Genomic DNA, 13209 nt, shown 5'->3' on the forward strand with positions numbered 1-13209 from the left:
CGCAACGTACTGACGAAGTCCGTTCGCACGACTTATGACTGGAAGTCCGCCATGAACCAGTTTGCTATCCTGTATGGCGAGCGATTTACCGCAGCCCGAGGCTAACCGAATTCAAAACTGCCTCGCACACAAAAATACGGACAGGTCCTAGCTACCAGATGCCCAGCCGCAAATCCAAGCCCAATCAGCCAGCAGCCAGGCTGACACCCCCCACCCCAGCCGCCGCCTTCCCATCCTTCCCATACAACCCGGCATCCCCCCCACTATGCTGCCGCAGCGCCTGAATCGCCTCCCGCGTGAAATCGAGGTGCGCCTTGATGACCGCGCCATTCAGCGCATTGCCTTCGCGCGTCACCCGCGCAGCAAAGATCAGCTTGCGCCAGGCCTCCGCGACATCGGCATCAATCTGCCGGCCAAGCAATTGCCCATCCGCACCAGCACGCAGGCCAAGCGCCTGCATCTGCGCTTCACGCGCCCGAACCTGCCGCGACAGCCCCTGACCCACTTCCACCTTGCGCGTCAGCAACTCGCTGAGCGCGGTGAAATCCCCGCGCTTGATGGCATCGCGCTCTTCCGCAAGAAGTTGCCCGAAAGCTTCAACGCCTTCGGTTTCACGCTGCAAGGACTGGATCAGGCTTTGGCTCATGATTTGGCTATTGAGGGTCGGCCTGGCCTAGCTCGCGCAAGCTGGCGAGCAGGCCATCGGCAATCTTGCCCGGGTCGATCTTGATCCGGCCTTCGGCAATGACCTGGCGGATTTCTTCGACCTTGGCGGTATCGATATCGTCGTCGGTTTCCTGCGCCAGGCGGCTGCTGATCTCGCGCACCTGCGCGGCCAGCGGGCTGACGCTCAGCCCGGAGGACGGCGTGGCGGCGCTGGCCGGTGCGGCCTGGGGCCGGGCGGCGGCGTCGCCTGCGGGCGCGTCGGCGGGCCGGGACGCGGTGGAATGGTTGATCTTCACGGGCGTTCCTTGCTGGTTTCCTATGGCATTACGGCCGTGGCGGGGAAATCTTTAGGGAACGTGCCCCAGGGGTGTGTCCCCGGAGTGTGCCCCCGGGGTGTGCACCATATCGCCCGCACGGCAGGACCGGCGGCATTTTCGCATGCCGCGGCGCCATCTGAATCCGGCTGCCAGCCACGATCAGCAGACTAGAAGTGCCTATTGCAGCACGACCGTGTCGCCGCTGCGCACCAGGCCGTTGACCACCTGGCCGTTGCGCAGGCGTACCTGCACGGTGTTGCCGGTGGCGGCGTCGGCCAGCACCTTGCCCTCGCTGGTGATCTGGAACGCTTCACCCTCGACCGACACCGTGACGGTCTGCCCCTGGCGCACCGCGATGGCCTTGCGCAGCAGGTCGCTTCGCATGGGCGAGCCGGCGGCGATGCGGTTGGCGGCGACGGCGCCGGCGAGCTGTGCCGGGTCGGTGATGACCGCGCGTGGCAGGGTGGCAAGGTCGCCCTGGCGCACTTCGATATCGCCCTGGCTGACCGGTTCACCGGGGCCCAGCGCGCGCGCGGCGACGTAGTAATCGGTCAGCACCGACACGCGCGCCTGCATATAGCGCACCCACGGCCGCTCGCCGCCGCAGCGCACGCCCACCGAGACCCGGCCCCACGGCGATGCGCCGGCGGGCAGGAACGGATCGGGCGACAGGCATTCCGGCGCGCGGCCGCCCGACGGCGGCGCCACCTGCACGCTGACCTTGCCCGGCAAGCCGGCGGTCTGCTGCAGCAGGAAGCGCTCCACGGCAACGCGCGCGGGATCCTCGGTGAAAGGGCTCGCAGCGGCGGCGTGCTGGCCGGCCGGTGCCTGCATGGCGACCGGCGTGACCTGTGCCGGCGCGGCGCCGGTGGCGCCGGCAAGGCACAGCAGGCACGCCGCCAGCAGGGCCTGCGCCTTGCGCGGGCCGTTGCGGCGCGAATAGCGGCGGAGGGTGCGGCGATTTGGGTTCATGTGTACTTCCCGGCAAGGACGGCGGGGCCTGCGCTGGCGGCATGCCCGGCGCGCTGCCCCGTGACCGGCGGCACGCCCCGTCTACATCAGTCATCGGGTTCCGATTGTAGGCAGCGCCTCGCGCGAGGGCGTGCCGAAATGCAAGGATTTCCCGTCCTTATTCATCCGATTGGCGTGACGAGCCCCCGCCTAAGATGGCAACCCTGAAGAAGGTCGTCCAGGGAGATGCCAGCATGATCGACAGACTCGACGCGTCGCTACGCTTCCAGCAGGAAGCGCTGAGCCTGCGCAACCAGCGGCAATCGGTGATTGCCTCCAACATCGCGCACGCCGACACGCCGGGCTACAAGGCCCGCGACTTCGATTTCGCCAGCACGCTGGCGCAGTCCGTGGAACGCGGCCATCGCAACGAAGGCATGTCGCTGTCGACCACCCAGGTGCGCCACCTGCCCGCGCAGGCACCGACCCGCGAGGCGTTCGACCTGGCCTACCGCGTCCCGCTGCAGTCCAGCGTCGACGGCAACACCGTCGAAATGGATGCCGAGCGCGTGGCCTTCGCCGACAACGCGGTGCATTTCGAGTCGGGCCTGACGGTGATGAACTCGAAGATCAAGACCATGCTGGCGGCGATCCAGCAGTAAGCGAGCAACAGATCCAGCAGCAAGGAGAGAGCGCATGCCGGCAATGAACATCTTCGACGTCGCGGGCTCGGCCATGGCGGCGCAGTCGCAGCGCATGAACGTGACCGCGTCCAACCTGGCCAACGCCGACAGCGTGGTCAGCCCCGACGGACAGGCCTACCGTGCCAAGCAGGTCGTGTTCGGCATGGCCCCCACGCCCGGCCAGAGCGACGTCGGCGGCGTGCAGGTGGCCGGTATCAGCGAAGACCCGTCGCCGCCGCGCATGGTCCACAACCCCACGCATCCGATGGCGAACGCGCAGGGCTACGTGGTCATGCCCAACGTCAACCCGGTGGAAGAGATGGTCAACATGATCTCGGCCTCGCGCTCGTACCAGGCCAATGTCGAAGTGCTCAATTCCGCCAAGAACATGATGCTCAAGACGCTGACGATCGGCCAGTAATGGCTTTCGTCGATCTCAGGAACAGGAACCGCGCGCCATGACAACCACGTCTTCGGTCAACAACAACAGCAGTGCCACGAACATCAACGACGCTCTGAAGAGCAGCAGCGCCAGCGCCGCCGACCTGCAGAACAACTTCCTGAAGATGCTGGTGACCCAGCTCAACAACCAGGACCCGCTCAAGCCGCTGGACAACTCGCAGCTGACCTCCCAGCTGGCGCAGATCTCCACGGTCAGCGGCATGCAGACCATGAACGCGACGCTGTCGCAGTTGCTGAACCAGGTCAGCGCCAGCCGCGCGATGGATTCCGCCGCGCTGATCGGCCGCACGGTGATGGTGCCGGGCAAGCTGGTGACGGTGGAAGGCGGCGTGCCGGGCAAGATCGGCATCGACCTGCCCTCTACGGCGGATGCGGTCACCGTCGACGTGCTCGACAGCAAGGGCAATGTGGTGCGCACCATCGACATGAAGGGCCAGACCAGCGGCGTGCACGACGTTGCGTGGGATGGCAAGAACGATGCCGGCGTGCCGGTCGCCGACGGCGAATACAGCTTCCGCGTCACCGCCACGGCGAACGGCGCTTCGGTAGAACCGATTGCGCTGGTCTACGGCAAGGTGCAGAGCATCAGTGGCGATGCCTCCGGCGTCCTGGTCGACCTGGGCAACGGCCAGACGGCAAATGTGGACGACGTCCGCCGCATTCTCTAACTGCATGCGCCGTCCGCGCGCAGCGGCGGGCATCAATGACAGCTCATTCAAAGGAAGATAGCCATGGGTTTCGGTCAAGGGGTAAGCGGCATCAACGCCGCGGCAGCCAATCTGGATGTGATCGGCAACAACATCGCCAATGCCAACACGGTCGGCTACAAGCAGTCGACGACGCAGTTCGCCGACGTGTATGCTGGCAGCAAGATCGGCCTGGGTACCACGGTCAATGCGGTGGTGCAGTCGTTCAAGCAGGGCAATATCGAAGCCAGCGGCCGATCGCTCGATGTGGCCATCACCAATGGCAGCGGCTTCTTCCGGCTGGTCGGCACCGATGGCTCGGTGCATTTTTCGCGCAACGGCCAGTTCCTGCGCACGGATGACGGCCGCATCGTCAACGCGCAGGGCCTGCAGCTGACCGGCTATCCGTCGGCTGCGGCAGGCGGCGGCGCCACGCCGCAGCCGCTGGTGGTGTCTTCCGCGACGATGCCGCCCAAGGTCACCACCGACATCACCGCGCAGTACAACCTGGATTCGCGTAGTACCGTGCCTGCCGATGCGTTCGCCAGCGCGCCGGGGAGCCTGCCGACCACGTCGATGTACAACTACAGCACCAGCATGACGGTGTATGACTCGCTGGGCAATGCCCGGCAAGTGGTGGCGTATTTCAGCAAGACCAGTAACGACGCGACGGCGACGCCGCCGCGGCCGGCCGTCGCAGGCGGCACCGACTGGGTGCTGAACGTGACCGACGCTGCCGGCAACCGGCTCGGCGTCGACAACACCACGACCACGCCGCCCACGGCCGCGGGCAATACGGTCACGCTGTCGTTCGACAGCGCCGGCAAGCTGGTGTCTACCAGCCCCGCCAACTTCTCGCTGACTTCGCCGGCGGCCAACGGCGCCGCCGCCATGTCGATGAACGTCAACCTGGCCGGCACCACGCAGTTCGGCTCCGACAACGACACCGCGCCGCCCACGCAGAACGGCTACGCCTCGGGCAGCCTGCTGGGTTTTGCAATCGAAGCCGACGGCACCATTCGCGGCAGCTATTCGAACGAGCAGACGCAGCAGCTGGGTACCGTGGTGCTGGCGAGCTTCGGCAATGTCGAAGGCCTGCGCGCCGAGGGCGGCAACACCTGGGCAGCCACCGGCGCTTCCGGCCAGCCGGTCATCGGCACGCCGGGCGGCTCGCGCGGCCAGCTGATGTCGAATGCCAATGAAGCGTCCAACGTCGACCTCTCCGCCGAGCTGGTCAACCTGATCATCGCGCAGCGCAACTACCAGGCCAACGCCAAAACCATCGAGACCCAGAACCAGGTCATGCAGTCGCTGGTGAACATGTAAGCCGTGGCGCGCCGCGTGAAAAGCAAAACCAGCTGAGGCAAGTCGATGGACCGCATGATCTACACCGCCCTGTCGGGCGCCAAGCAGATACTCGACCAGCAAGCGGCGGTATCGAACAACCTGGCCAACGTGTCGACGCCCGGCTTCCGCGCGCAGGTCAACCTGTATCGCGCGGTGCCGGTGGTCGGCGCCGAGGCCGGCACGCGCGCCTTCACGCTGGCGTCCACGCCGGGCGCCGACATGCGCGCCGGCCCGCTGACCTACACCGGCCGCGCGCTCGACGTTGCGCTGCAGGGCAACGGCTGGCTGGTGGTGCAGGCGCCTGACGGCACCGAGGCCTATACCCGCGCCGGCGCGCTGCAGGTGGCGCAGGACGGCCAGGTGCAGACCCTGTCCGGCCTGCCGGTGATGGGCGACGGCGGCCCGCTGGCGGTGCCGCCGGGCTCGCAGGTCACCATCGGCACGGACGGCACCATCACCGCGCGGGGCCCGGGCGAGGCCTCGGCCGGCCTGGCCCAGGTCGGCAAGCTGCGTGTGGTCAACCCGCCCAACGACGCCATCGCGCGCGGCGACGACGGCCTGTTCCGGCTGCGCCCCGGTGCGCAGCCGCTGGAGGCCGATCCCACCGTGCGCGTGATCTCGGGCGCGCTGGAAGGCAGCAACGTCAACCCGACCGAAGCCATGGTCGAGATGATCGCCAACGCGCGCCGCTTCGAGATGCAGATGAAGATGATCCAGGGCGTGGACGGCAACGAGCAGCGCGCCAACCAGCTGCTGTCGACCAATTGACCCGACTGACGCGGCGACCACACTGAACCCCAGCGCGGAGCGCCAGCGCTACCGCTACACGATCTCCAGCAAGGACCACCATGATCCGCTCTCTCTGGATTGCCAAGACCGGCCTCGATGCGCAGCAGACGCAGATGGACGTGATCTCGAACAACCTGGCCAACGTGTCGACCAACGGCTTCAAGCGCGGCCGCGCGGTGTTCGAGGAACTGATGTACCAGACCATCCGCCAGCCCGGCGCGCTGTCGTCGGACCAGACCACGCTGCCCTCGGGCATGCAGCTGGGCACCGGCGTGCGTCCGGTTGCGACCGAGCGCATCCACACCCAGGGCAATCCGCAGCAGACCGGGAACAACAAGGACGTGGCCATCATCGGCCAGGGCTTCTTCCAGGTGGCGCTGCCGGACGGCACCACCGCCTATACCCGCGACGGCTCGTTCCAGGTGGACCAGAACGGCCAGCTGGTTACCTCCAGCGGCTTTGTGATCCAGCCCGCCGTCACCATCCCGGCCAACACGCTGTCGCTGACGGTCGCGCGCGACGGCACGGTGTCGGTGACGCAGCCGGGGTCGAGCGCCAACGTGCAGGTCGGCCAGCTGCAGCTTGCCACCTTCATGAACCCTGCCGGCCTGGAGAGCATGGGCGAGAACCTGTACGTGCAGACCGATGCGTCGGGCGCGCCCAACACCACCGTTCCAGGCCTGAACGGCGCCGGCGTGCTGCAGCAGAACTACGTGGAAGCGTCCAACGTCAACGTGGTGGAAGAGCTGGTCAGCATGATCCAGACCCAGCGTGCGTACGAGATCAACAGCAAGGCCGTGCAGACGTCCGACCAGATGCTGCAGCGCCTGGCGCAGATGGGTTGAGGGTTGTGGACATGGCCATCTTGCTTTCCCGCCTGGGCGCGCTTGCGCTTTACTGCCTGGCCGGCGTGGCAATGCTGGCCACGAGCGGCTGCGCGCTGGTACCGCGCGAGCCCCTGGTGCAACTGCCCACCACCGCGCGCGCCGAGCCGCGCCCGGTCGGCCCGGCTTCCGGATCGATCTACCAGTCGTCTTATGCCGGCAATCCGCTGTTCGAGGACCGCCGCCCGCGCAACGTGGGCGATATCCTGACCATTGTCATCACCGAGAACGTCAACGCCAGCAAGAACTCCGGCACCAATACCAGCCGTACCGGCAACACCACGCTGGCATTCGACGCCGTGCCGCGCGCGCTGGGCGGGCTGTTCGGCACCAGCCAGAACGCCGACATCAATGGCGCCAACACCATGAAGGCCAGCGGCGGCGCCAGCGCGGCCAACACCTTCAACGGCACCATCACCGTGACCGTGCTGGAAGTCTTGCAGAACGGCAACCTGGTGGTTTCCGGCGAAAAGCAGATGGCCATCAACCAGGGCGCCGAGTTCATCCGCTTCTCGGGCGTGGTCAATCCGCGCACCGTCACCGGCGACAACGCAGTGCTATCCACGCAGGTGGCCGACGCGCGCATCGAATACACCGCCAAGGGCGTGATCGACGAAGCGCAGAACATGGGCTGGCTGCAGCGCTTCTTCCTCAATGTCTCACCGTTCTGAGCGCGCCATGTCCGCTTCCATGCTCGCCCGTTTCCTGTCACGCCTGCTGCGCGTGAGCGTGATCAGCCTGGCGCTCGGCGTGGCCTTCGGCGCCTTCGCCACTGTCGCCAAGGCCGAGCGCCTGAAGAACCTGGCCACATTCCAGGGCGTGCGCGACAACCCGCTGGTCGGCTACGGCCTGGTGGTCGGGCTGGACAACACCGGCGACCAGACCATGCAGACGCCGTTCACCACGCAGAGCCTGACCAACATGCTCTCGCAGCTGGGGATCACGCTGCCGGCCGGCAAGAACATGCAGCTCAAGAACGTGGCGGCGGTGATGGTCACTGCCACGCTGCCCGCGTTCGCGCAGCCCGGCAGCCAGCTTGACGTGGTGGTGTCGTCGATGGGCAATGCCAAGAGCCTGCGCGGCGGCACGCTGCTGATGACGCCGCTCAAGGGCGCCGACGGGCAGGTCTACGCCATCGCGCAGGGCAACATGCTGGTGGGCGGCGCGGGCGCGTCGGCCAACGGCAGCAAGGTGCAGATCAACCAGCTCGCGGTAGGCCGTATCGCCAACGGCGCCATCGTCGAGCGCGCGGTCGCGCCGTTCCAGCCGGACGGCGGTGTGCTCAACCTGGAGCTGAAGGAAACCGATTTCGGCACCGCCGAGCGCGTGGTGGAAGCCATCAACCGCTCGATGGGCGGGGGCGTCGCCGCGGCGCTGGACGGCCGCACGGTGCAGGTGCGCGCCCCCTCCGCGCCGAGCGCGCGCGTGGGGTTCCTGGCCCGCATCGAAAGCATCGACGTGATCCCGGCCAAGGCCGCGGCCAAGGTGATCCTGAACGCCCGCACCGGTTCGATCGTGATGAACCAGGCGGTGACGGTGGAAGACTGCGCGGTCGCGCACGGTAACCTGTCGGTGGTGATCAATACGCAGCCGGTAATCAGCCAGCCCGCGCCGTTCAGCGAGGGGCGGACCGTGGTCGCGCCGGTATCGCAGATCGACATGAGGCAGCAGGGCGGCTCGCTGCAGGTGGTCAAGGCAGGCGCTTCGCTGGCCGCCGTGGTCAAGGGGCTGAACGCGCTGGGCGCGACCCCGGCCGACCTGCAGACCATCCTGGAAGCCATGCGCGCCGCCGGGGCGCTGCGTGCGGAACTGGAAGTGATCTGATCATGAGCGCGTCCATGCCACCGCAGGCCGCGGACCTGACACAGCGCTTCGCGCTCGACACGCAGGGCTTCGAAGCACTCAAGCACAGCGCGCGCAACGGTGCCGACGCGGCGACCCTGCAGGCGGCCGCCAGGCAGTTCGAGGCGGTGTTCACGCAGATGGTGCTCAAGAGCATGCGCAGTGCCACGCCGCAGGATGGCCTCTTCGACAACGAGCAGAGCAAGCTCTACATGTCGATGATGGACCAGCAGCTCGCGCAGCAGATGTCGTCGCGCGGCATCGGGCTGGCCGAAGTGATGGTGCGCCAGCTGGCGCGTGCCGCGGGCACGCCGATGCCGACGGGCATGAATGCGATGACGCCGGCCGAATCCGGCCGTGCCGCCGATGCCGAGATGGCACGTTTGCTCGACAGCCGCGGCGCCGCTTCTGCCGACGGCAATGAATCCGCAGAACTGCCTGCTCTCGGCACGGTTGTGCCGGGGCAGAACTGGAACCCCACCGCAGGCTTGCGCGAATACCAAGCGCGGTTCCACGGTGAGCAAGGCCGGGGCGGCGAGGCGCTCGGCCCGCTGCCCGCCGATGCGCCTGCCCATGTCAGCGCCTTCGTCGCGCGCATGGCGGCCGCGGCCGAAGCCGCTTCCCGTGCCTCGGGCGTGCCGGCACGGCTGATCGTCGGCCAGGCGGCGCTTGAATCCGGCTGGGGCCAGCGCGAGATCCTGCATGGCGATGGCTCGACCACGTTCAACGTGTTCGGCATCAAGGCCGGATCGGGCTGGAAGGGCCGCGTGGCCGAGATCACCACCACCGAGTACGTCGACGGCCAGCCGCAGAAGGTGAAGGCGAAGTTCCGTGCCTATGGATCGTATGACGAGGCCTGCGCGGACTACGCGCGGCTGCTGACCAGCAACCCGCGCTATGCGGGCGTGGTGAGCGCGGGCTCGGCGGAGGAAGCAGCGCATGGGCTGCAGCGGGCGGGGTACGCGACCGATCCCTCGTACGGGCACAAGCTGGTAAAGATCATGAAGAAGGTGGCGGTGTAACCGCGCCAGTCGTAGCCGACACCGTATGAACGAGGCTCCCTTCTCCCGCAAGGCGGGAGAAGGGAGCAAACCGCCGCAAGTGGAACCGCATGTGGCCGCCTATTGGCTATTGGCTATTGGCTATTGCGCACGGAGCGCACCGTGCGCTCGTGCGCAATGGACCGCACGCCAACCTAAAGTCCCGCCCCCACCGACCGATAACTCCCACATCCACCATCGCCGCCCCAAGCCGCGGGCAGTCCAACGAATCCGGGATCAGAGCACGATGTCTCTCTTCAGTATTGGTCTTTCCGGCCTGAACACCGCGCAGAATGCGCTGACGACGACCAGCCATAACTTCGCCAACTCCGCGACCGAAGGCTATTCGCGCCAGAACACCATCGTGGCATCGGCCGGCGGCCAGTACACCAGCCAGGGCTTCTACGGCTACGGTTCCACCACCACCACCGTGATCCGCGTCTATGACGAGTTCCTGACCGGGCAGCTGCGCGGCGCCACCTCGGCAAGCGCCTCGCTGGCGGCGTACTCCGACCAGATTGCCCAGATCGACAACCTGCTCGCCGACCAGAAGGGCGGCCTGGCGCCGCTGATGCAGAAGTTCTTCGCCGCGGTGCAGGCGGTCGCCGACACCCCGGCCGACCCCGCAGCGCGCCAGGGCATGCTGTCCGCCGGCCAGGCCCTGGTCGGGCAGGTCCGCTCCGCCAGCAACTATTTCAAGCAGTTGCAGTCCGGCGTCAATGAACAGGTAGGCACCGCGGTGTCGCAGGTCAATGCCTACACCACGCAGATCGCCAACCTCAACAAGGAAATCACGCGCTTGAAAGCCGCCTCAGGCGGCCAGCCGCCCAACGACCTGCTCGACCAGCGCGACCAGGCGGTGGCCGAGTTGAACAAGCTGGTCGGCGCCAAGGTGGTGGTGCAGGACGGCGGCACCTACAACGTCTTCGTGGGCAACGGCCAGCCGCTGGTGATGGGCAATGAATCGTACGACCTGAAGGCCGTGACCTCCGCTGCCGACCCCGACCGTACCGTGGTCGCCTACTCGCTGCCGAACGGCAGCGTATATGAAAGCCAGCCCGGCGCGATCACCGGCGGCTCGCTGGGCGGATTGCTGCAGTTCCGCACCGAAACGCTCGATTCCGCGCAAAGCGCGATCGGCCGGCTGTCGCTGGCGATCGGCCAGAGCTTCAATGCGCAGCACAGGCTGGGCATGGACCTGACTGGCGCGATCGGCACCGACATGTTCAAGCTGGGCAATGCCACGGTGCTGCCCAACGACCGCAACACTGCCATCAGCACCGTGGCTTCGGCCACCATCGACGACGCCTCGGCACTGACTACCAGCGACTACAAGCTGCAGTTCGACGGCACCAACTACACGCTGACGCGCCTGTCGGACAACGCGCAGGTGGCCACGCCAGTGCCCGGCACGCCGGCGCCCACCTATCCGCTGACCTTCAGTGCCGACGGCTTTAGCGTCACGATCAACGCGGCAATGGGCACCCATGATTCGTTCGTGATCCAGCCGACGCGCAATGCCGCAGCCGGCTTCGACATGGCGATCAGCGATCCCGCCAGGATCGCCGCGGCCTCGCCGGCACGCGCCGATGCGGCAGCCGGCAACAAGGGCAGCGCCACCGCCAGCCTGAGCAACGTTGCGCCGGGCTTCACGCCGCTTGCCGGCAAGATCACCGCCATCTACGACGGCAGCAAATACGTCTTCAAGAACGCCGCCGGCACGGACCTGTCGCCGCAGCCTGTTGGCGTAGCCAACGGCGACAAGACCGACTACAACATCGGCGGCCTGACCTTCAGCTTCGGCGGCACGCCTTCGGTGGACGACTCCTTCACGCTCGGCGGCAACGCCGGCGGCGTCAAGGACAACGGCAACATGCTGAACCTGGCCAAGCTGCAGAACGCCAAGACCATCGGCGGTGTGTCCAGCTTCAGCGATGCGTATGCGCAGCTGGTCAACGACGTCGGCACGCGCGCCAGGTCGATCAAGATCGCGTCGACATCGCAGGACAGCGTCACAACACAGATCAAGGCGGCGCAGCAGTCGGTGTCGGGCGTCAACATGGACGAGGAAACCGTGTCGATGCTGCGCTTCCAGCAGCTATACCAGGCCAATGCCCGCGTGATCCAGACGGCCGGTTCGCTGTTCGACACCCTCATCGGCATCCGGTAAGCCCTGCCCGCACGTCAACGTATTCGATAAGGCAATCCATCATGCGCGTTGCAAGCTCCACCCTGTACCAGCAAGGCCTGGCGTCGATGAACCTGCAGCAGGGCTCGCTGCTGCATATCCAGCAACAGCTGGGCACCGGCCGCCGCGTCCTCACGCCGTCCGACGACCCCGTCGCCGCCACCCGCGCCCTCGGCGTCAGCCAGGCGCAGGCGGTCAACGGCCAGTATGCAACGTCGCGCAGCCAGGCCAATATCGCGCTGGCGGCGGAAGAAAACGCGCTGCAGTCGGTGACTACCGTCACGCAGAACATCCAGACGCTGCTGGTGCAGGCCGGCAACGGCACCATGAGCGACGCCGACCGCGGCTCGCTCGCCACCGCGCTGGAAGGGCTGTACAACCAGCTGGTCGGCCTGGCCAACTCCGATGACGGCAACGGCCAGTACCTGTTCGGGGGCACCCGCTCCGGCACGGCGCCGTTCACGCAAGCCAGTGGCGCCGGCGTCTACGTCGGCGACACCGGCCAGCAACTGCTGCAGGTCGACGTCGCGCGCCAGATGCCCGCGGGCGACGACGGCCGCGACGTGTTCATGAGCGTCACCGGCGGCGCCGGCTATGTGATCAAGGGCAACAGCGCCAACACCGGCAGCGCCACCTTCGGCGCGGTCTCGATCACCGATCCCGGCGACCCGCTGCACGGAAAATCGCTGCAGGTCACGTTCCAGGCCAACGCCAGCGGCCAGATGGAATACAGCATTACCGACATGGACGCCCCGGTGCCCGCACCGGTGCTGTCTGGCCCGACCGCCTACAACTCCCCGACGCGCATCGAACTCGGTGGCGTCACCTTCAATGTCACCGGCGAGCCCAAGAGCGGCGATACCCTCACCATGGAGCCGGCCAGGGAAGCAGGTACCGACATGTTCGGCAACCTGCAGACGGTGATCGACACGCTGCGCCAGCCCGCCACCACCCCCAGCGACACGGCCCACCTGAGCAACGTCCTGGCCACCGCGACGCGGCAGTTCTCCAACTCGCTGGACAATGTGCTGACGGTGCGCGCCTCGGTAGGCTCGCGAATGCAGGAACTGGATGCGCTGAACGACGTCGGCACCAACCGCGACCTGACGTATTCGCAGACGCTGTCAGGGCTGCAGGACCTGGATTATGCGGCGGCGATTACCGAGTATTACCAGCGGCAGACTGCGCTGCAGGGTGCGCAGCAATCGTTTATGCAGATACAGGGGATGAATTTGTTTAAGTATTTGTGATGGGGGGAGGTGGCCAGGGCCGGTCGGTTTCGTTGGGAAACAATAAGGGCCATCACGCCAGCGCAACAAAGCCGGAAACTGGTCGGCAGAACCGAGGCAGGGAA

At 66.8% G+C, this 13209-nt stretch carries 14 protein-coding genes; 11 read left to right on the plus strand and 3 right to left on the minus strand.

The annotated features are described in order from the left end of the window. Positions 1-184: 184 nt before the first annotated feature. From J8I34_RS14985 to flgA, 3 genes are all read right to left on the minus strand, one after another. A complete protein-coding gene (locus tag J8I34_RS14985) occupies positions 185-646 on the minus strand; it encodes a flagella synthesis protein FlgN (RefSeq protein ID WP_209773521.1) in 462 nt (153 codons plus the stop codon). A gap of 7 nt (positions 647-653) precedes the next feature. Then, on the minus strand, positions 654-962 hold the full coding sequence (gene flgM / locus J8I34_RS14990; protein ID WP_209806350.1) for a flagellar biosynthesis anti-sigma factor FlgM: 309 nt from the start codon (positions 960-962) through the stop codon (positions 654-656). Positions 963-1160: 198 nt separating this feature from the next. Further along, complete coding sequence (flgA, locus tag J8I34_RS14995) at positions 1161-1955, minus strand: flagellar basal body P-ring formation chaperone FlgA (RefSeq protein WP_209806351.1); 795 nt, start codon at positions 1953-1955, stop codon at positions 1161-1163. Between the two features lie 233 nt (positions 1956-2188). On the opposite strand from flgA, the gene flgB reads away from it, so the two are divergent. The 11 genes from flgB (at position 2189) to flgL (ending at position 13105) form a co-directional block, all read left to right on the plus strand. Next, a complete protein-coding gene (flgB, locus tag J8I34_RS15000; RefSeq protein ID WP_029048750.1) occupies positions 2189-2596 on the plus strand; it encodes a flagellar basal body rod protein FlgB in 408 nt (135 codons plus the stop codon). Between the two features lie 34 nt (positions 2597-2630). Next, positions 2631-3038 carry a flagellar basal body rod protein FlgC gene (gene flgC / locus J8I34_RS15005; RefSeq protein WP_029048751.1) on the plus strand — a complete coding sequence of 136 codons (408 nt, stop codon included), beginning with the start codon at positions 2631-2633 and terminating at the stop codon, positions 3036-3038. A gap of 37 nt (positions 3039-3075) precedes the next feature. Continuing rightward, the gene (locus J8I34_RS15010) at positions 3076-3747 is read left to right on the plus strand and encodes a flagellar hook assembly protein FlgD (RefSeq protein ID WP_209806352.1); all 672 of its coding nucleotides are present in this window, start codon (positions 3076-3078) and stop codon (positions 3745-3747) included. A 63-nt stretch (positions 3748-3810) separates the two neighbouring features. After that, positions 3811-5091 carry a flagellar hook protein FlgE gene (gene flgE, locus J8I34_RS15015; RefSeq protein ID WP_209806353.1) on the plus strand — a complete coding sequence of 427 codons (1281 nt, stop codon included), beginning with the start codon at positions 3811-3813 and terminating at the stop codon, positions 5089-5091. A 45-nt stretch (positions 5092-5136) separates the two neighbouring features. Beyond that, on the plus strand, positions 5137-5880 hold the full coding sequence (gene flgF, locus J8I34_RS15020) for a flagellar basal-body rod protein FlgF (RefSeq protein ID WP_029048754.1): 744 nt from the start codon (positions 5137-5139) through the stop codon (positions 5878-5880). Positions 5881-5960: 80 nt separating this feature from the next. Continuing rightward, positions 5961-6746, plus strand: coding sequence for a flagellar basal-body rod protein FlgG (gene flgG / locus J8I34_RS15025; RefSeq protein WP_029048755.1), 786 nt, complete (start codon positions 5961-5963; stop codon positions 6744-6746). 11 nt (positions 6747-6757) lie between these two features. Then, entirely contained in the window at positions 6758-7456 is a 699-nt protein-coding gene (gene flgH, locus J8I34_RS15030; RefSeq protein ID WP_035878273.1) for a flagellar basal body L-ring protein FlgH, read from the plus strand. Positions 7457-7463: 7 nt separating this feature from the next. Beyond that, a complete protein-coding gene (locus J8I34_RS15035; RefSeq protein ID WP_369796494.1) occupies positions 7464-8609 on the plus strand; it encodes a flagellar basal body P-ring protein FlgI in 1146 nt (381 codons plus the stop codon). A gap of 2 nt (positions 8610-8611) precedes the next feature. Continuing rightward, a complete protein-coding gene (gene flgJ, locus J8I34_RS15040) occupies positions 8612-9649 on the plus strand; it encodes a flagellar assembly peptidoglycan hydrolase FlgJ (RefSeq protein WP_209773535.1) in 1038 nt (345 codons plus the stop codon). Between the two features lie 265 nt (positions 9650-9914). Then, entirely contained in the window at positions 9915-11837 is a 1923-nt protein-coding gene (gene flgK / locus J8I34_RS15045; RefSeq protein ID WP_209806354.1) for a flagellar hook-associated protein FlgK, read from the plus strand. A gap of 41 nt (positions 11838-11878) precedes the next feature. Continuing rightward, on the plus strand, positions 11879-13105 hold the full coding sequence (flgL, locus tag J8I34_RS15050) for a flagellar hook-associated protein FlgL (protein WP_209806355.1): 1227 nt from the start codon (positions 11879-11881) through the stop codon (positions 13103-13105). The last annotated feature ends 104 nt before the right edge of the window (positions 13106-13209 follow it).

Origin of the sequence: Cupriavidus phytohabitans (assembly GCF_017815025.1) — a bacterium.
GTDB lineage: Bacteria > Pseudomonadota > Gammaproteobacteria > Burkholderiales > Burkholderiaceae > Cupriavidus.

Coding starts and splice junctions, on each gene's coding strand:
- J8I34_RS14985 (WP_209773521.1), bottom strand. CDS start 646: ATGAGCCAAAGCCTGATCCAGTCCTTGCAGCGTGAAACCGAAGGCGTT.
- flgA (WP_209806351.1), bottom strand. CDS start 1,955: ATGAACCCAAATCGCCGCACCCTCCGCCGCTATTCGCGCCGCAACGGC.
- flgB (WP_029048750.1), top strand. CDS start 2,189: ATGATCGACAGACTCGACGCGTCGCTACGCTTCCAGCAGGAAGCGCTG.
- flgC (WP_029048751.1), top strand. CDS start 2,631: ATGCCGGCAATGAACATCTTCGACGTCGCGGGCTCGGCCATGGCGGCG.
- J8I34_RS15010 (WP_209806352.1), top strand. CDS start 3,076: ATGACAACCACGTCTTCGGTCAACAACAACAGCAGTGCCACGAACATC.
- flgE (WP_209806353.1), top strand. CDS start 3,811: ATGGGTTTCGGTCAAGGGGTAAGCGGCATCAACGCCGCGGCAGCCAAT.
- flgF (WP_029048754.1), top strand. CDS start 5,137: ATGGACCGCATGATCTACACCGCCCTGTCGGGCGCCAAGCAGATACTC.
- flgG (WP_029048755.1), top strand. CDS start 5,961: ATGATCCGCTCTCTCTGGATTGCCAAGACCGGCCTCGATGCGCAGCAG.
- flgH (WP_035878273.1), top strand. CDS start 6,758: ATGGCCATCTTGCTTTCCCGCCTGGGCGCGCTTGCGCTTTACTGCCTG.
- J8I34_RS15035 (WP_369796494.1), top strand. CDS start 7,464: ATGTCCGCTTCCATGCTCGCCCGTTTCCTGTCACGCCTGCTGCGCGTG.
- flgJ (WP_209773535.1), top strand. CDS start 8,612: ATGAGCGCGTCCATGCCACCGCAGGCCGCGGACCTGACACAGCGCTTC.
- flgK (WP_209806354.1), top strand. CDS start 9,915: ATGTCTCTCTTCAGTATTGGTCTTTCCGGCCTGAACACCGCGCAGAAT.
- flgL (WP_209806355.1), top strand. CDS start 11,879: ATGCGCGTTGCAAGCTCCACCCTGTACCAGCAAGGCCTGGCGTCGATG.